Source organism: Aquiflexum sp., from assembly GCF_041749095.1.
Taxonomy (GTDB): Bacteria; Bacteroidota; Bacteroidia; order Cytophagales; family Cyclobacteriaceae; genus Aquiflexum.
In genome coordinates this window covers 1-19,965 of the sequence record NZ_JBGTCA010000307.1, presented here as the reverse complement: position 1 = coordinate 19,965, position 19,965 = coordinate 1, and the positions used below count along the sequence as shown (strand labels likewise).

15 protein-coding genes and 1 pseudogene are annotated in these 19,965 nt (G+C 36.5%); 15 read left to right on the top strand and 1 reads right to left on the bottom strand.

Features of this window, described 5'->3' with window-relative positions; all coding sequences use genetic code 11:
* Positions 1-425, bottom strand: a pseudogene (locus ACEW8O_RS14170) (M23 family peptidase); the annotation flags it as partial.
* 119 nt (positions 426-544) lie between these two features.
* Between ACEW8O_RS14170 and alaS the strand changes: the two are divergent.
* The 15 genes from alaS to ACEW8O_RS14095 form a co-directional block, all read left to right on the top strand.
* A complete protein-coding gene (gene alaS, locus ACEW8O_RS14165; protein ID WP_373495281.1) occupies positions 545-3,175 on the top strand; it encodes an alanine--tRNA ligase in 2,631 nt (876 codons plus the stop codon).
* A gap of 200 nt (positions 3,176-3,375) precedes the next feature.
* Positions 3,376-4,836 (top strand): Asp-tRNA(Asn)/Glu-tRNA(Gln) amidotransferase subunit GatB, encoded by a 1,461-nt coding sequence (gatB, locus tag ACEW8O_RS14160; protein WP_373495280.1) that lies wholly within the window; start codon positions 3,376-3,378, stop codon positions 4,834-4,836.
* An 85-nt stretch (positions 4,837-4,921) separates the two neighbouring features.
* Complete coding sequence (locus ACEW8O_RS14155) at positions 4,922-6,037, top strand: redoxin domain-containing protein (RefSeq protein WP_373495279.1); 1,116 nt, start codon at positions 4,922-4,924, stop codon at positions 6,035-6,037.
* Between the two features lie 269 nt (positions 6,038-6,306).
* Complete coding sequence (locus ACEW8O_RS14150) at positions 6,307-6,783, top strand: nucleoid-structuring protein H-NS (protein WP_373495278.1); 477 nt, start codon at positions 6,307-6,309, stop codon at positions 6,781-6,783.
* A gap of 23 nt (positions 6,784-6,806) precedes the next feature.
* Positions 6,807-7,385, top strand: coding sequence for a hypothetical protein (locus tag ACEW8O_RS14145; RefSeq protein WP_373495277.1), 579 nt, complete (start codon positions 6,807-6,809; stop codon positions 7,383-7,385).
* Positions 7,382-8,221, top strand: coding sequence for a hypothetical protein (locus tag ACEW8O_RS14140; RefSeq protein WP_373495276.1), 840 nt, complete (start codon positions 7,382-7,384; stop codon positions 8,219-8,221). Before ACEW8O_RS14145 ends, ACEW8O_RS14140 begins: the two co-directional genes overlap by 4 nt.
* A complete protein-coding gene (locus ACEW8O_RS14135) occupies positions 8,208-10,661 on the top strand; it encodes a leucine-rich repeat domain-containing protein (RefSeq protein ID WP_373495275.1) in 2,454 nt (817 codons plus the stop codon). The genes ACEW8O_RS14140 and ACEW8O_RS14135 overlap by 14 nt, the downstream gene beginning before the upstream one ends.
* Before the next feature lie 325 nt (positions 10,662-10,986).
* Positions 10,987-12,129, top strand: a complete 1,143-nt coding sequence (locus tag ACEW8O_RS14130; protein WP_373495274.1) for a DegT/DnrJ/EryC1/StrS family aminotransferase — start codon at positions 10,987-10,989, stop codon at positions 12,127-12,129.
* The gene (locus ACEW8O_RS14125) at positions 12,126-12,698 is read left to right on the top strand and encodes an acyltransferase (protein ID WP_373495273.1); all 573 of its coding nucleotides are present in this window, start codon (positions 12,126-12,128) and stop codon (positions 12,696-12,698) included. The genes ACEW8O_RS14130 and ACEW8O_RS14125 overlap by 4 nt, the downstream gene beginning before the upstream one ends.
* A 259-nt stretch (positions 12,699-12,957) precedes the next feature.
* Positions 12,958-13,941 (top strand): Gfo/Idh/MocA family protein, encoded by a 984-nt coding sequence (locus tag ACEW8O_RS14120; protein ID WP_373495272.1) that lies wholly within the window; start codon positions 12,958-12,960, stop codon positions 13,939-13,941.
* A gap of 194 nt (positions 13,942-14,135) precedes the next feature.
* Positions 14,136-15,551: a lipopolysaccharide biosynthesis protein gene (locus tag ACEW8O_RS14115; RefSeq protein WP_373495271.1), complete on the top strand. Its 1,416-nt coding sequence runs from the start codon at positions 14,136-14,138 to the stop codon at positions 15,549-15,551.
* A gap of 79 nt (positions 15,552-15,630) precedes the next feature.
* Positions 15,631-16,731: a glycosyltransferase gene (locus tag ACEW8O_RS14110; RefSeq protein ID WP_373495270.1), complete on the top strand. Its 1,101-nt coding sequence runs from the start codon at positions 15,631-15,633 to the stop codon at positions 16,729-16,731.
* Between the two features lie 151 nt (positions 16,732-16,882).
* On the top strand, positions 16,883-18,274 hold the full coding sequence (locus ACEW8O_RS14105; protein WP_373495269.1) for a hypothetical protein: 1,392 nt from the start codon (positions 16,883-16,885) through the stop codon (positions 18,272-18,274).
* A gap of 305 nt (positions 18,275-18,579) precedes the next feature.
* Positions 18,580-19,533, top strand: coding sequence for a glycosyltransferase family 4 protein (locus tag ACEW8O_RS14100; RefSeq protein WP_373495268.1), 954 nt, complete (start codon positions 18,580-18,582; stop codon positions 19,531-19,533).
* A gap of 9 nt (positions 19,534-19,542) precedes the next feature.
* Positions 19,543-19,965: DUF354 domain-containing protein (locus tag ACEW8O_RS14095; protein ID WP_373495267.1), on the top strand; the 423-nt coding region annotated here is incomplete at its 3' end.

The following is a 19,965-nucleotide window of genomic DNA, read 5'->3' as shown; positions in this document are numbered from 1 at the left end:
GCATCTACTTTTTGGGAAAGTGTCAGGATCAGTTCTTCCTGTTTTAAACCCTTATCTTTTATCTCTTTATATCTTTCCGTTCCGCCGATTCCGGCTTTTCTGATCTCGGATGGAACAGGTTCGGTTTCAAAAATAATCCTGTACAGGTTGTCATCTCTTTGTTGAAGATCCGATAACATGTAGTTCATTTTGGAAACTTCTTCTTCCAATAACTGATAATATAAAGTCAGTTCCTGGTTTTCCTTCTTGAGCAGCAGCTCTTTTGGACTGTCAAAATAATAACTGAATATGATAAGGATGCCTAAGGCCATCATGGATGCCAAGGACACAAAACCCAAGATATTGAGCAGTATGTCCCATTTGCTACTTTTGTAACGTTCGTATTTACAGGTTTTGGCATCGTAGTAATATTTTATTCTACTCATAGTAAAATGCAGGGTAAATCTTCTAATTTTGTGCCCCTATGGTAAGTGGGTGATTACATCTAGGAGCCCACAAAGATATTAAAATTAATTAGACAATACGAACATAGTCAAAAGCTTAGATGAAAGCCAAAGAAATCAGAAATTTATTTATAGAATTTTTTAAATCAAAAAATCACCAGTTTGTTCCTTCATCTCCAATAGTTGTAAAGAATGATCCTACGCTGATGTTTACCAATGCAGGTATGAATCAGTTTAAGGACCTCTTTTTGGGAAATGATGTGCCAAAAGCCAATAGGGTAGCCAATAGTCAGAAATGTCTTAGGGTTTCCGGTAAGCACAATGACCTGGAAGAAGTGGGTGTGGATACCTATCACCACACCATGTTTGAGATGTTGGGCAATTGGTCTTTTGGTGATTATTTCAAAAAAGAAGCAATTGAATGGGCCTGGGAATTATTAACGGAGGTTTACAAACTGCCAAAAGATAGGCTATACGTTTCGGTATTTGGAGGGGATGAAGCTGATGGTCTTGAAAAAGACATGGAAGCCTTTCAGTTTTGGAGTACTATAGTGCCCGGGGACAGAATTTTATTCGGCAACAAAAAAGATAATTTTTGGGAAATGGGGGAGACCGGTCCATGTGGACCTTGTTCCGAAATACATATTGATCTAAGGAATGATGAGGAAAGAATTCAAATACCGGGCTTTGACTTAGTCAACAATGACCACCCTCAGGTTATCGAAATCTGGAACCTTGTATTCATGCAGTTTAACAGGCTTACCGATGGCAGTCTAAAGGAACTTCCTGCCAAGCATGTGGATACCGGGATGGGATTTGAAAGGCTTGTGAGGGCCATCCAAAACAAATCTTCCAATTATGACACCGATGTGTTCACACCTTTTATCCAGTTGATCGAATCAAAGTCGGGTAAGGGATATGGCGAAGATGTAAAGGTTGACATTGCCATGCGGGTGATAGTGGACCATATCCGTGCCATTTCTTTTACGATTGCGGACGGGCAGCTGCCATCCAATAACAAAGCCGGCTATGTTATCCGAAGAATATTGAGACGGGCTGTCAGGTATGGATACACTTTTCTTGGTTTTCAAAAACCATTTCTTCATGAGTTGTTGCCGCTTTTGGCGGAAAATTTTGGAGACATGTTTCCCGAGATTGCTGCTCAGCAGGATTTTATTGCCAAGGTAGTGATGGAGGAAGAAGCCTCTTTTTTGAGGACTTTGGATAACGGGCTTAAAAAACTCGATCAGATCAAAGAGGAAATGTCTCATACCGGATCCAAGGTGATTGATGGGAAAATTGCCTTTGAATTGTATGATACCTATGGGTTTCCACTGGACCTGACTTCTTTGATAGCGAGGGAAAATGGCCTTTCCATTGATGAAGCAGGATTTAAAGTAGAAATGGAAAAGCAGAAGACCCGGTCAAGGGCTGCTGCAGAACAGGAAACCGGGGACTGGAATATTGTCAATGAAGAAGAGGGGGTAGAGTTCGTGGGATATGATTTTCTTGAATCAGAAAGCAGGATCATAAAATATAGACAGATTAAGGATAAAAAGGGAGACAGGTTCCAATTGGTTCTGGACAGGACACCCTTTTATGCAGAAAGCGGTGGACAGGTCGGTGACCGGGGAATTTTACAAAATGGCAATGAGACCATCCTTGTATTGGATACCAAAAAAGAAAATGACCTTACTGTTCATTTTGTGGACAAGCTTCCAACTGATCCCTCCCGGACATTTTCGGCGAAAGTAAATGTTGAAAAAAGAAAGTCAACAGTCAATAATCATTCTGCCACCCATTTGCTCCATGCTGCACTCAAGGAGGTTTTGGGTAGTCATGTTCAACAAAAGGGATCTTTGGTCAATGAAGAATTGCTGAGGTTTGACTTTTCCCATTTTGCCAAAATGACCGATAAGGAAATCATCAAGGTTGAAAATATTGTGAATGCCAAGATCAGGCAAAATATCCCATTGGAAGAGCAGCGGAATGTTCCCATCGAAGAAGCCAAGGAAAAAGGTGCAACCGCTTTGTTTGGAGAAAAATATGGGGATTTTGTTAGGGTGATTACTTTTGATAAGAATTTTTCGGTGGAACTATGTGGTGGGGTACATGTACCTTCCACAGGCGTAATCGGTCAGTTCAAAATTGTCTCAGAATCTTCCATTGCAGCTGGTGTAAGAAGAATTGAGGCGGTAACAGCTGAGTCTGCCGAGCAAATGGTCAATGGCCAATTATCACTACTGAAAGAAATTCAGGAAATGTTAAAAAATCCTAAAGACCTGAAAAAATCCATCGAATCCTTGATCTCTGAGCGTAATGAACTCAGAAAAGAAATCGAGGCTTTACATCTTAGCCAAGCTTCTTTGGTAAAAGAGGACCTTATGAAGCAGGTTGAAAATATCAACGGAATCAATTTTCTTTTTGCACAAGCCAATTTCCCAAATACAGATGCCCTTAAAAAAATCTCTTTTGAATTGAAAAACGAAACCGAAAATCTGGTAGCAGTTTTGGCAGCAGAAATTGATGGGAAACCACAAATTGCGGTCATCATTGATGAAGCGGTGGTCAAATCTAAAGGGGTGAACGCAGGGACTGCCATTAGGGAGCTTGCCAAAGAAATTCAAGGCGGTGGTGGAGGTCAGGCCTTTTTTGCCACGGCAGGGGGTAAGGATGTTTCCGGATTGCCAAAAGTATTGGAAAAGGCAAGGTTGATGTTTAATGGCCTTTGACCCTACTTGTTAAGTGATCTTATTATAAATAACTTATTGAAATTTTAATAAAATATTCTTGGTTTTCTTGCCATAAAACAAATATGTTATTGTGACCATGTAAATATGACAATGCAGGGTTAATGTAAATGAAGACCGTTAATTTGGTTTTGGTTGAATTTGGACCCAATTTTGGGTGATTAATAATAGTTTGATTTGATATGCTTCCAGCAGATATAAAAAATAAATATGAATTGGTGATAGGGCTAGAAGTTCACGCCCAACTTTTGACCAAAAGTAAAATGTACACTTCTGATTCCACCGAATACGGGAATCTTCCAAACACGCATATTTCAGTCCTTACATTAGGACATCCGGGCACACTGCCCAAGGTCAACATGAAGGCTGTGGAATATGCCATCAAAATGGGATTGGCTTGTGAAAGCGAAATTACAAGAAATAATATTTTTGCCAGAAAAAATTACTTCTATCCGGATCTACCAAAGGGATATCAGATAACCCAGGATAAAAACCCTATCTGTGTTGGTGGCCATGTGCCGATCACCTTGCCGGATGGTACAAAAAGATCAATTGCTTTGACAAGGATTCACATGGAAGAGGATGCCGGCAAATCCATGCACTTGGCAGGGGAAGTGGATACCTTGGTGGATTTTAACAGGGCAGGGGTACCGCTGATTGAAATAGTTTCAGAGCCGGATATGCGCTCCTCGGATGAGGCTTATGCTTATTTGGTAGAAATCAAAAAACTGGTACGTTACCTTGATATATGTGACGGCAATATGGAAGAAGGTTCTTTGAGGTGCGATGCCAATATTTCAGTAATGTTGAAGGGAGCGCCTGAGTACGGAAAAAAAGTGGAGGTCAAAAACATGAACTCCTTTAGAAATGTAAGCCGTGCGATAGAACATGAATTTGAGCGTCAGGTTCAGTTGGCAGAGGCGGGTGAGGAAATAATATCCGAAACCAGGACTTTTGATGCTACTTCCGGTACCACCGCCAGCATGAGGACCAAAGAAGACCTGAATGATTATCGGTATTTTCCTGAACCTGATCTCAGTCCCGTAATAGTTTCAGAAGAATGGCTTGAAAGTGTCAGAACAGCTATGCCTCCATTACCAAGGGAGCTGTTCCATAAATTTGTCCATGAATATGGATTGCCGGAGTACGATGCCGGGGTATTGACAGATTCCAAAGAAATAGCGCTTTATTTTGAAAATTTATGTTCCCACACCCAAAACTTTAAAGCCGCATCCAATTGGATGATGGGACCTGTCAAATCTTATTTGAATGAACTCACCTTACATATCTCAGACTTTCCTGTAAAAGCAAAAAGTCTGGCAGAACTGATATCAATTATTGAGGAAGGAAAAGTGAGCTTTTCAGTTGCATCTCAGAAAATTTATCCTGAAATGCTCAATAGTACATCTAAATCACCATTGGAAATTGCCCAAGATCTGAACCTGATCCAAGAGAGTGATGAAGGTTCATTGAAACCAATTGTAGAGCGTGTTCTGGCCGAAAATGTAGGCAAAGTGGAAGAATATAGATCGGGAAAAAAGGGGTTGATGGGGATGTTTATGGGGCAAGTGATGAAAAAATCCCAAGGTAAGGCAGATCCCAAAGTCGCAACCAAATTATTGACTGAATTACTTGAAAATTAACAGCATGAATAACCTTATGGAATACCATAACCCAAAAAGTTATTAAGCTATTCTACACGGTTTATTCAAAACAAAATTTATTTAGATGAAATATTTAATGAAAATACCTGTATTCATTGTCCTTTTGACCTTGATTTCATGTTCTAAGGATGATAAGAGGGTTTTTGATGGGACTGTAAAAGTTTCTGGAACTCTGACCAATGCTTCAGAAGGAAAACTTCAGTTATCACAATTTGTGGATGACAGTACACAGACCATTGCTGACCTTGATTTGAATAAAGGTGGAAAATTTGATTATCAGCTTAAATTGGAAGGTCCCGGATTTTATGAATTGAATTTGATGGACAAAAAGATTGTAAGGTTGGCGCTTTATGATCAAAATGTTCAGGTCTTTTATGACTTCAATGATGAGAACAGTTTGAAAGTGGAAGGATCGGAAGATTCCCAAAATATGCAGAAGATAGAATCATTGATGACCGATTATCAGGATCAACTCAATGAATTAAATGATTCCTATTTTGAAGCCATGAGCAAAAGGGACCAGGATGCCATTAAAGGAATCCAAAATAAAGCAATGGCCCTCGAAGAGACTCACGGTAAAAAAGTAAAGGAAACTTTGGAAGGCATGAACGGTAGCTTTGCTGCCATGGCAGGAATTTCAATGTTAAACCTCAAAAATGATTTTTTATTTGTAGATGAATTAATTTCGGACCTCAATGAAAAATACCCTGATACTAAGATGATTCAAGTAATGGCCCATCAACTTGACGAAATGAGGGCTTTATCTATCGGTCAATTGGCTCCGGAAATTACACTTCCTGATCCGGAAGGTAACTTGGTAAACCTTTCAGATCTGAGGGGAAAATATGTTCTGATTGATTTTTGGGCAGCATGGTGCAGACCTTGCAGGCAGGAAAATCCGAATGTTGTCAAATTGTACAATAAATATAATGACAAAGGTTTTGAAGTTTTCGGGGTTTCATTGGACAGGACAAAGGATGCATGGGTAAATGCAATCGCAGAAGATCAATTGACCTGGACACATGTTTCGGACTTGAAATATTTCAATTCTGCTGCCGCTGCCTTATACCAGATCAACGCAATTCCAGCCACCTATATGCTGGATCCGGAAGGAAAGATCATCGCCAAAGATTTAAGAGGTGCCGGTCTGGAAAACAAATTGAAGGAAATTTTCAATTAGCATAGCACCGATAAAATGGAAAGACGGTGTTTTGGACAAACATGGCCTTTTTTTTTGTCAAAATAAATTTTATATTCCTCTCGCAAACAATAAAAAAATATAAAGAATTTTAACTTAGATTTGTGCGACTTAAAAAAATACAAAAAAATTTACATGTGGCAGTTCCAAAAACATTAAACTTAAACTTATTAGTTTGAAATCATCCAATGGAACGCAATTTGTGTAATTCTATCCAATCTCTTAAATCAAATAAAAACAATTAGCTAAACATGAAAAAAAGAACCGTCCAATCACCACTGAGCAGGATACTGACAATTGCCCTGTTTGGATTGCTAGTCCTAGGTGCCTGCAAAGGAAAAAAGAAAGTTGTGGCTGCACCTGAACCGGCACCTGTAGAAGAAGTGAAACAAACCCCACCGCCACCACCACCTGCTCCAGGCCCATCCGCTGAGGAAGTTGCTGTTGGTAAATTGGAGAATTATTTTAACAGTATTGCAAGTTCCTCCAATAATGATGCAGCCAATAGAACCATCCAAGAGGCTACAGGTATGTTTTCCAATGCAAACACTCCTGTATTGATTGTGATCCATGAGGAAAGTGGTATAAAAGATTATGATGAACCTACCACCATTGACAAATACCTGAATTACCTAAAAGACACCAAGAAAAACCTCAACTTCATATCTGACATCAGACTTGATAATAATGGTAGGGTTTCTGAATTGGAACTTCGTCGTAAAAAATAATATCCACCGAAAAATCTAATCAAATGAAAAAATATATTCCACTTTTCCTGTTGCTTTTCTTAGTTTCAGCGACAGTATCTACGGCCCAGACAGATAATATCAGCCCATCCAGAAAGCAGGCGATTGATTCCCTGGCTTTGGAAAAGGTAAAAGATTTAAGTAAATACATCAGTATCATTGGAAGTAAAGAAACACAATTCTCAGAGGCAAACCGCGTTATGGACAGGGCAGAAGAACTGTTTGCACCAGGTGCTGAAATGGGAGTTTCTTCCCTGAACCGTAAAGAAATCGCTTATTACAAAGTTAGAAGATACTTTGAAAGATTGATGGCATTGAATTATGACCGCGTTAATATTTCCTGGTATGACATTCATTACATCAGTGACCTGGAAAGACAGCCTGATGGCCGATACGTTGGTGTCGTGACTGTTTACCAGAGATTTGAAGGTACTTCTCTTGAAAGTGGTCTAAATTATAGAGATACTACCAAAAAAGATATCACCATCTACGTTGAGAAAAAACAGACACAGATAGCCGGTAGAACTATCGAATTCTGGGACGTGATGCTCGGTGATATCCGTGTGACTGAAACCTCCGCATGAGAAAATTAACTTTAGTATTAGTATTATTAATTACATCCTTATCAACGGCGTTAAGCCAGGGCCTATACAGCCCTGGTTCGCCAAAGGATGACGGTAGATTTGCCGCATCAACCAAACAAGTGAATCAATTTTTTAGAAGATTTAATGCCGAGGAAAGTCAAGATGGACAAAAAAGGTATTATTCCGGAGATCCCATGTACAGAGACCGGGAATTAAGGGGTCAATTTATTAGCATACTTTTTGACAATGAAACTTCAGGTATTTCCAATAATCTCAAATCTGATTTCTTGAGGGACGTACTTGCAGAAAATCTGCCCCTATTTCTTAATTTTCATCGGGAAGGCTGGTTTGCTGAGGTAAGTTCTATTTTCATGTATAAGGGAAAAAGGGAAAATGTTACACTGTTTCTCAAAATCCAGCCTGAAGGCTTGGGGTATGAATGGGTTATTGACAAGGTGAACTTTGAGCCTTTCAAAGATGTCTTCAAAAAGCCCACCGGCAGTGAAAAAGGCTTCCTCCATCCCCTAAGTCATGAACTGGGTTTTATGAATCTCAGAAGGGCATTTCAGGATTCAGATACCCCTGAGGCATTTACCCCAAAAGAATATGAACCTGATTACCTGACATTATTTCTCTACGAAATGAAAAAAGGAAATATCAGATTTGAAACAATAAGTGATGTCAAATTTCATTTCTTCCAGATCAACAACTGGTATTTTGAACTCAACCAATTCAACCGACCGGGATTTAATACCGGCTGGCTGATAGGAAATTTGGTCAAACTCAATACGGGAGATAAAGAAACCATACTCAAATATATTTATGATCAGAAATAAACATATCATTCTTTTTACCCTGTCGTTGATTGGTACGGTTACACCCGGTTTTTCTCAAAATCTGGGTGACTACACCAAAACAGAAATTAAAGAATTATCCCAGAAGGTGGACGATCAGGTTCAATTTTTGGAATATTTTTTCAATACAGTAGGAAGCAAAGACACACCCTCAAGAGACAAGGATGTGATTATCAGGGAGAGCTACAAAAAGATTTTTAGAGATGAAAAAGTCCAGGTTGAAGATGATCTTTTGCTGGACAGGAAGGTTATTACCAACAAAGATGTAACTGCCTATTTAAAAGATATTGAGTTCTTTTTCAAAGATGCCAGCTTTAAATTCAAAGTCAGGGAGGTCAAGCCATTTTTAAGGGATAATGATGAATTATCTTTTATAGTTTCTATGGACAGGACTCTTACAGCCACCGGTCTCAACAATGAAAAGATCACCAACACAAAAGAACGTTTTGTGGAAGTGAACGTGGACAAAAAATCAAATGAACTGAAGATTGCAAGTATATATACAACCAAATTGAGCAGGGATGAAGAGTTGGCTGAATGGTGGACAACTCTTTCATACACATGGGAGGCATTTTTTAGAGAAAAAATAGGCTTGGCAGAGGAAGATTCAGTTACCTTGGAACACCTCTACAAAATAAGCATTATAGACTCTTTGGATTTTTCAGGTAATGAATATGTCATGGATCTCGAACCCATTCATGTGCTTAGAGATCTCAAATACATTGATATCAGCAATACCAAAATTGTTGAACTAAATCCTATCAGTCATGTGACTTTTCTCAACTATCTGAATATTTCCAATACCCCAACAGAGGATATTCAGTTTATAAAATATTCGGATAATTTGGGTTACCTGAATATTTCAGATACTCAGATTCAGGATATCAGTGAATTGGGGAACCTCAAAAAACTTCATTCCCTCAAAGCAGTAAATACGCCAATTCAGAGTTTTGCTGTTCTCAACTCCTTTGAATCTTTAAAATATCTTGATTTGACCAATAGTGGGTTTAACAATGTTGAAAATATCAGTTCGCTTGAGAATTTGGATAGGTTGGATATCAGTGGAAATTACCTGATGAACCTTGATCTTTTATCATCGCTCAAGAGCTTAAAGGAAATCACCCTTACTGAGACCAATATTGTAGATTTGACACCGTTGGCCGGTTTGGAAAAATTAGAAATGATCAATATCAATCAGACCGAAGTTTCTGACCTTAGTCCTTTAGTTGGTAAAAGGTCTCTACAAAGATTATATGCTGACAGGACCGGTGTTACGGAAGAAAGTGCCGATGAATTTGCAAGAAGAAATAGATCTGTACTTCTAATCCATCATGTTGAAAATCTTCAGACTTGGTGGAATGGACTTCCTTCCGAATGGAAAGCTGTTTTATCCAACATCAATCCCAAATTAAAATCTACCACGCCGACAATAGAAGACATTTCATTTACTGTAGGTGCTGATTCTTTGGATGTTTCGGGTAGTGACATCAATGCCTTAGGGCCAGTACTGAAATTCAAAAAGATAAATCATCTCAATTTCGATGACACACAGGTAAATGACCTTACACCACTTTCTGATATAAAAGCATTGTTGACCATATCAGGTAAAAACACAAAGGTTAAAAACCTTCAACCGTTGGTGAATCTGGTCGATCTGGTCCGTGTGGATTTACGTGATAGTCCCGTTGAATCCTTTCTGATGCTTAAAGACCTTCCAAAATTGGTTTATCTCAATTTGGATAATTCTGAAATCAATAAGGAACATATTCCTGAGTTTTTTCTTGCCAATGATAAAATTAATATTATTTATAGATCAACTACCCTTGAACAGTGGTGGGATTTATTGGATGACACTTGGAAGTCTGTCTTTATAGGTCAATTTGGTGATTCCGATCAAACACCTAGCCTGGAGTCATTGCACCGCTGGACTGCGCAGCCAGAAGTAAAGATTCAGGGAGCTCAGGTTCCGAATCTCCGGCCTCTATGGATCTTTAATAATTTGAGGAGACTTTCGGTTTCAGATGTTCCGATGACTGATATTTCGGATCTCTCTGATATGATTCTTTTGGAAGAATTGAAAGTTTCTCATGCGCCTATTTTAGATCTTTCAGTAATGATTCCTCTTAGAAATCTTATTTCTCTGGATGTATCCAACACAGGTATTGAGGACTTGAGGCCTTTGGGTGAATTGACCGGTCTGGAATCTTTGATTATTTCCGGAACCAATATCAGGGTTTTACGAGGTTTGGAAACATTGACCAATCTCACACATTTGGATATCGCAAGTACCAATGTCCGTTCCTTAAAACCTGTTCAAGGTCTGAATTTGGAAAGATTGATATGTTTCAATACCCGCTTGAGACAAAGGACAGTTGACAACTTCAAAAAGCTGAATCCAAATTGTGACGTGAGGTATTATTAGAGAGAAGCGAGAGGCGAGAGATAGAACCAAGAACCAAAGCCTGTCCCGATGAATATCGGGGAAACAAGATGCGAGACCTGCCTGCCGGCAGGCAGGGACGAGAATCGAGAGCCAAAGGCTGCCCCGTTTATAGGGCATTCAAGACCTCATACTTTGTACACCGTACATCTTGTTCGCCGTGGCGGATTTTATTTATTACCACTGGCTACCTTCATTTTCTTGCATTCTTCATCATCCCTCATCTCGAATCCTTCATACTCCTGCCTGCCGGCAGATCCACCTTCCCATAATGGGGGTCAGGTGGCGAAGCTTTGCAAATTTGATAATGAGAACTGCTGACATCAAGAAGATTCAAATGGTTGACCTGCGGTCTCAGTATGAGAAAATCAAACCTGAGATAGACGCAGCCATGCAGGAAGTGATCGATCAATCTGCCTTTATCAATGGTCCTCAGGTCAGGCTTTTTGCCGGGGAATTGCAGGAATATTTGGGTTGTAAACATGTGGTGACCTGTGGAAATGGAACAGATGGATTGCAAATTGCGATGATGGCATTGGGGTTTAAACCCTCAGATGAAGTCATCGTCCCGGCTTTTACCTACGTCGCGGCTGTTGAAGCGATTGCACTTTTGGGCCTTAAGCCTGTCTTTGTCGATGTCGATCCTAGTACCTTTCAGATAGATGTTGATCAGCTTGAAGAAAAAATCACCCAAAAAACTGTCTGTATTATCCCGGTTCATCTATTTGGTCAGTGTGCCGATATGGAGAAAATCATGCAATTGGCAACGAGACATCAGCTAAAGTTGTTGGAGGACGCTGCCCAATCCATTGGTGCGGAATATGTTTTTGAAGATGGCAGAAAAATGCAGTCCGGAACAATGGGAGATATTGGAATTACGTCTTTTTTTCCTTCCAAAAACCTCGGCTGTTTCGGTGATGGAGGCGCAATGATGACCAATAATCCCGACTTGGCCGAAAGGCTAAGAATGATCGCAAGTCATGGCCAAAAGAGAAAATACATCCATGATGCCATAGGTGTCAATTCCAGATTGGACACTTTGCAGGCTGCGGTTTTACAGGTTAAATTGAAATATCTTGACTCTTACATTAAATCAAGAAATAAGGTTGCTGAAAAATATGATGCAGCTTTTAAATACAATCCCAATCTACAAATCCCAGTAAGAATGAATGGATCTTCCCATACTTTTCATCAATATACTTTGAGGTTGAAAGATATGGAAAGAGAATCCTTTTCAAAGTACCTTACAGAAAAAGGCGTGCCGACCATGGTTTATTATCCCATGCCCGTTCACCTGCAGGAAGCTTACAAATTCCTGGGTCATCAAAAAGGTGATTTCCCGGTTGCAGAAGCTTTGTGCGGGGAGGTGATTTCCCTTCCCATGCATACCGAAATGGAGGATGAACAACAGGCATATATCATCAAATCGATAAACAGCTTTTTTGGATGAAGACCTACTTTGCACATGAAACAGCAGTGATTGATGAAGGCTGTCAGATCGGGGAGGGGACCAAAATATGGCATTTCTCCCATATCATGCCCAATTGTGTGATTGGAAAAAACTGTAATATAGGTCAGAATGTGGTTGTTTCGCCTGAGGTAATCTTAGGGGAAAATGTCAAGGTTCAGAACAACGTATCCATCTATACCGGTGTAACCTGTGAAGATGATGTTTTTCTGGGACCTTCCATGGTATTTACAAATGTCACCAACCCAAGGTCAGCCATCAACAAAAGGGACCAATATACCAAAACCCATGTTGGCAAGGGAGCTACGATCGGAGCAAATGCAACAGTTGTCTGTGGCAATAATATCGGTGAATATGCCTTTATCGGTGCAGGTGCTGTCATTACCAAGGAAGTCCCACCCTACGCGTTGGTAGTGGGCAATCCGGCAAAGCAAATTGGTTGGATGAGTGAAAACGGGTTTAAATTGGTGTTTGATAAGGAAGGTAGGGCTGTTTGTCCGGAATCGGGGGATATGTTTATCCTAAGAAATGGCAAAGTTGAAAGACCTTAAAATAAATACGAAGTTATTTGGATAAACCCTACATAAAATAGTTACAGAATAGAGGTTTAAATACCCACACTCTTTGTCCCTTTAGGGACATGATGTAGGTAAAAAAAATGATTATTGAATAATTATTGTGCCTTTAGGTACAACATATATTCCGTACCTAAAGGCACTGCACCCCAGGTTAATATATCTTTTCTACCAATATTATGTCCCTAAAGGGACGAAAATAAAAACAAATTCTAAACCCTTCAAACGATATATTTTGAAAAATTTTGCATTGATAGGCGCTGCGGGATTTATTGCTCCCAGGCATATGAAAGCAATTAAAGAAACCGGGAATCAGTTGTTGGCTGCTTATGACAAATTTGACTCGGTTGGTGTCATGGACAGTTATTTTCCGAAGGCTGATTTTTTTACGGAGTTTGAGCGCTTTGACCGCTATGTGGAAAAACTCAAAAGATCAGAGAACAAAATTGATATCGTCAGTGTCTGTTCACCCAATTACCTGCATGATGCCCATATACGTTTCGGTTTGAGGCTTGGGGCTGATATCATCTGTGAAAAACCTTTGGTATTGAATCCCTGGAATATAGATGGGCTGAAATTGGTAGAGGAAGAGTCGGGGGCAAAGATTTACAATATCCTACAGTTGAGGCTTCATCCGGCCATCATTGCCTTGAAAAAAAAGATTGACCAAGGGCCAAAAGACAAGGTTTACGATTTAGACCTTACTTATATTTCATCGAGAGGCAATTGGTATTACAGTTCCTGGAAAGGGGATGAAAGCAAGTCAGGAGGTATTGCTACTAATATTGGAATCCACTTTTTTGACATGTTGGTTTGGGTATTCGGAAAAGTGAAGTCCAACATAGTCCATATCAAAACCCATGATCGGGTAGCCGGTTTATTGGAGTTGGAAAGGGGCAGTGTCAGGTGGTTTTTGAGTATCAATGAAAATACATTGCCGGAATTCATTCAAAAAAAAGCAATTAGTATATACAGGTCTATCACTTTGGAAGGGGAAGAGATTGAATTCAGTGATGGCTTTGTTGACCTCCATACAGAAAGTTACCGTCAGATATTGAATGGAAATGGCTTCGGATTGGAAGAATCCAGGAATTCCATAGAAATTGTCCATGACATCAGGCAGCAAAACGAGGTTGGATTGAGGGGAGATTATCATCCTTTTGCAGGGTTGCCTTTGGCGGAGCATCCGTTTGGGAAATCGCTGGGTGAGGAAAAATAAAGAGCAATTGATTTTCAATAGTCATTCAAATAATCGATATAAATTTAAATCTTTTTAAAGGAGTTTTTGCTTGTGGACTAGAAGTGATCTTCAAACTTTTTAATCAGTTCAAAAAGATAAGTTTACCAGCATTTCAGGTTTACTGATAGTATCCCCGCTACTTGAATTCGATTTCTTTGATTTAATTTAGAATTTTGAAAAATTTCAACAAAAACCTTTTTATATATGGTTTAATACCTGTTTTCACTAAGGCTTCTGGCTTTATACTTTTACCATTCTACATTAATTTTTTAGATAGTAGGGACTTTGGTTATTTGGAGTTATTCTTGACCCTATTTAGCTTTGCTACCCTGTTGATTAATGCGGAAATTTATACAGCTATTGGAAGGTATTATTATGAATGCAATGAATTAAAGGAAAAGCGAAAATTAATAAGCAGTGGTTTAGTCATAACACTTTTTTTAGCTTTTCTTGTTACCACCTTAATGTACTTTTTTTCGGACTTTATTTTAATGAAATATGTCCAAAATTATAGTCAATTTAATTTTTATATTCTTGGGATTTCTTATGTTTTATTTAATGCAATAAGCACCTATTTAAGTGTAATACCAAGATATGACAATAAAGCGAAATTATTCACTATCATAAATGGTTTAGGCGTTGCGGTTAAATTGGGGGCTATTTTGTTTTTTCTCATTTACCTTAATCACGGACTCCTTTCTGTTATTGAAGGTCATTTATGTCATGCTATATTCTTAACAATTTGCTATGTTTTCATCAACAAAGTGTATCTAAAATTCACCGTTGATTTCAACTCTATCAAAAAAATCCTTAGATATTCAGGACGTCTTGTACCTTATATTTTTCTAATCGGTTTTTGGGAACCATTTTCCAGATATCTTCTAGTTGATATTTTTTCTACCAGTGAAATTGGTTTGCTAAATTTCACGATTAGACTTGCTTCGTTACTAGAGTTGATAAATGCAGCTATTCACATGACTTGGATGCCATTGCTTTTTGAAAATCACAATAATGAGAGCTTTAAAAGTGATGCCAATAATATTTCGAATAACGTTTCCGTTGTTTTGTTATCATTCGTAATTATCTTTTCGTTAACTTCTCCAGAGATAGTTTCTTTGCTGAATGCTAATAAATTCAGAGATTCTATATTGATTTTGAATGTTTTACTGATTCTAAATTATTTCAAGATCATGGTGAGACTAAGAGGCTACTTGCCTTATACAAACAATAAAGTTTATGTTTTGTCAATTTCACAGTTAATAGGCTATTTGGTATCAATTTTATTTTTTTTGTTGGTTAAAAATAAACTCGGGATTTTAGGGATGGCATTTTTTGTCACACTTCCTTTTGCTATTAACTATATCTGCTTGGCATCTTATACGAATGTAAAAAGCCAAATAACTTTTTCAAGTATAAAAGAGAATACCCTCCTGTTTTTATGTTTCGCTTTAACTTCGGTTCATTATTATTTAGAAAACATTTTGTTTAGATACTTTCTTGTTGGAATTGTAATATTCTTTCTGATTTATAATTTTAAACTTTATGATTTGGCGTTTAACATGAAAAGGGGAAACGTAAAAAATAATTAACGTGTTGGTTTTTCATGCGGAATCCCCGACGTATTTAAGTTTACATGGCATATTAATAATGTCAATACTTTAAGCTCTCATGAATATTAGGTGTTTTAAAAGGAACGAAGTTAAAAAATCAAAACTAGTATATATAAGCAAAAAACAATTTGGATATCAGACTGATGCTTACATGCATTGCAAATACTCAAAAAATCAATTAGATATCATATTTTTATGTTTTGATAGTGGCTACCCTAAAGTTGAAGAAAGTGGTGTAAAGGTTATTTATTTAAAAGACAGAGAAAACTTACTTACTAATAGTTTATTTTTTTCTATTTATTGTATTTATTACATTTTAAAAAATCGTTCAAAAATCTTCATACAATATTTCCCGGGATGTTATTGGTTTAAAAGGTTGTTTTTTTGGAAAGAAATGATGTTAGATATTAGAAGTGTTTCAATCTCTACCAATGAAATAACAAATCTTAAATACGATCAGAGATTAACAAGATCCGCAGCCTATTTTAATCACATAACTGTAATTACCGAAGGCGTAAGAAATCACTTAAACATTCCTCAAAAAAAGGCTTCAATTTTACCTCTAGGTACAAACATCTATTCGAGTGCAAAAAAAGATTTTAGTGGAGCTTTAAACTTAATGTACATCGGAACATTTAATAACAGAAACATAAACCAGACAATAGAAGGATTAGCGATATTCATGATAAAAAATCCGAATGAGTCAATTAAGTATTATCTAGTAGGAGATGGTTCAAAACAAGAGATTTCAAATGTCAAGAATCTTATTTCGGAAAATAATCTTGAAGAAATAGTTTATTTTTTAGGGTACAAGCGACATGCCGAAATTAATGACTTGTGGGATTTTTGTCAAATTGGAGTTTCATATGTGCCAATCTCTCAGGGATATAACCTACAACCTCCTACTAAAACTTTTGAGTATTTAGGTGCTGGAATGGCTGTTATTGCTACCAAAACTCATGAAAACATGAAATTAATTAATGATAAAATTGGAGTTTTGATTGAAGATTCTCCAATAATGTTTTGCAAAGGTATAGAGAGAATAATATTGAACCGTCATTTATATAACTCTGATTTGATTAGGGAATCGATCGAAAATTATTCCTGGGAACTAATAGTAAAAAAGTATTTTATAAATTTATTTGTTGATCAAACTTAGTTTCACATGTGATTATTTTTTCAGTTTAATGCTTACCGAAAACAAGTCATATTTAAGACACAAGGAAAAGAAATGCAGATACATTTGAAATAATAGTTTAATGCAAATGTAATTATGTTTGATTTATATATTTCAGCTATAATATAATTTGATGGAAGAAGGTTCTCTAGCAGAGGGCATAGAAATGTATTTAGGTAATGGGCTTTTACCTATTTATTATTTGCTAGTTGCAGTCAGTATGTTGGCTATTTACATCAAATTTAAGTTTGATAAAGTAGTTCTATTCTTTATCTACATGTATTCAGAAGGGCTCTTTGCATATTTGAGTTATGAGTTTTCATTTTTTACCCGAATTTATAAATTGGGGTTCTTATTTTTTTCTCTTTACTTGTTTTTGGGACCAATATTCCATCATAAGCTAAGCCGTTATAAATTATCATATGTGGTTTTAGCTTTGTTTTTTGGAATATTATTCTTTTTTAACTTTTACATTAATGATCAAGACTTTTTTGTAATTTTTAGTCAATTTCAAAAAAAAATAGTTCCGATTATTTTTTTACTTGGTTTCGTTATTTACCCCAAAAATAAATACAAATTTTATATTGATGCCTTGCTGTATATTATAGGTGTCCAGTTTATTTTCGCATTATTTAAGCTTTTAGTTTGGGGGTTTGGAGAATCATTGGTTGGGAGTATCTCTTTTAATGGTGGTGGGGCTAGTAATATTTTACCCATAATGGCCTTTTTTTTAATATGGGTTAAAAAAGATGGTTTTCTTACCTATAAAGATTGGTTATATCTTTTAATGGTTTTTAGTGTTTCTATTATTGGAGATAAAAGATCAATAATTTTCATATTCCCATCTTTTGTTTTATTAACTTATGTTCTTTCTAAAAAAATAAAACCTCCTAATTTTCTGAAGATTTCCTCCATTTGCTTCATTTGTGTATTTTTTGCAGTTAAAATTAACCCAAGTTTAAATCCTGAAAATTCGAGATGGGGAAGTTTTGATCCTTTTTTTTTCACAAATTATTTAGTTGAATATTCTTTTGGTGAAAAGGATAAAGAATATTCAACAGATTTGATTCAAGGTCGTGGAGGTGGAAGTTTAGAATTATTAACTAGTTTTCTTAATAATTCCAATTTGAAAGACAGTTCTTTTTACATTGGAGATGGCTTTTCTAAAATTGATGTGGATTATGAGGATTTTGACACATACAAATATGGTTTAATTTCCAAAGGTAGTAGTAGTGGTTTTTTGCAAACTTTTATTGCATATGGGTTTTTTGGAGTAATACTTTTTTTGAGTTTTGGCTTTATGTTGATCCGTTTTAATATAGATAAGGTTTTAAAATGGTCATTGTTTCTTTTTATTTTGTGGGACTTTTTTTTCTTCTATTATGTTTCAATTAACTCTTATGCATTTTCAGTTACGATTATTTTTATCGGCATGTATTCTAATTTATCAATCCAGAAAAATTTCATAAATCTGCAAAGAGAGGAGTGGCGAAATAAATTTATTATGCACTCTTCCGTTCATTGATTTGAAAAATTGCTCAATTAGAATAAAAAGTTAAAAAATATCCGGTTTCGACTCTGAATCTTTTCAGTTTTATCATTGAACTGTAAGGCTTAGCAGAAAATAGCGGTTTCATTAATAATAAAAACCTTTAGAAAAGAGTTTTATTCAAAAGGACAAATATTTAAGGTGCTAATAGTGAAAAAAATATTTTAAGATTAATTAAAGTTTATAGACATATATCTAAAGTAGAAGATTGGTGGGGAAACGAAATTTAAGAATTCTGATAATATCTTTTATTTAAAACTCATATTGCAAAAAATATCAGCATGCGTATTTTATTAGTTTGCAAAGCGAATTTTGAACCCTCTGAATTGAATTTTCAAAAAAACAGGGCTTATATATATGATCAATTTGTAAGCTTAAAAGAAAACGTCAAAACAGTTGATGTTTTTTTTTTAAATGGTACTGGTATCTGGAGTTATTTTAGAGGGGCGTTTGAACTGAGAGATTTTTTAAAAAAAAATTATTATGACATTGTACATGCCCATTATGGTTATTGTGGATTAATAGTTGGGTTAGTTTCAAGGTTTCCTGTTGCTGTAACATATCATGGAACAGACATAACTGAAAAAATTTCTAATATAATTTCCTTATTCTCAATCTTATTAGCTAACTGGAACATTTTTGTATCTGAAAAAATTTACAGGAGAGCTATTTGGAGTCCAAAAAATAATTTCTCAATAATTCCATGTGGTGTTGATTTAGAAATATTTAAACCTACTGAATTAGAAAACAGGTCAATGAAAAAATTCTTTCATACTCGCCAAAGAACTATATTATTTTCTTCTTCTTTTTCCAATAAAGTTAAAAATTATCCTTTGGCTAAGGAATCACTTTTGTTATTGGAGGATATGGATGCTTTTTTAATTGAATTGAAAGATAAAACAAGGGTTGAAGTTGCAGAATTGTTAAATGATTGCGATATACTTTTACTGACCTCATTTTCTGAAGGTTCTCCTCAAATAGTAAAAGAAGCTATGGCTTGCAATTGTCCAATTGTTTCCACTGATGTTGGCGAAGTAAAAAATATTATCGGCGATACTGATAACTGCTTTGTAACAGGGTTTGACAAATATGAAATTGCAGAAAAAATAAAGCAAATTTTCAATAATGGAAAAAGATCAAACGGAAGAAAATTTATTTATGAATATAGCAATGAAAGGGTTGTGCCAAAAATTATAGAGGTATATAACAAAGTTTTAAGCAATACAAAAGGTTGATATAAAGTATTGAAATCCATCCACATAGACATCATCCACCCCGCCAATGTCCATTATTTCAAACATGCCATTGATAAATGGAAATGCAAGGGACATCAAATCATCATCACATGCAGGAATAAGGAAATCACTTATGAGTTACTTAAGCTTGAGGGATTATCATATATTCCAATGGGTAAGAATCCCAAGTCAGTTTTAGGAAAGGTGCTTTTTCTTTTTAAATGTGAATGGAGGATTTTCAGGCTATATCTCAAAAATAAACCGGACATAACTCTAAGTTTTGCGGCTACTTATGTTGCCCATAATTCATTTCTTTTTGGTATCCCCCATATTTCTTTTGATGATACCGAACATGCCGGATTAAACCGAAAGCTTTATTTGCCTTTTACAGACTTGGTTTTAAATCCTGAAAGCTACTTGTTGGACCTGGGT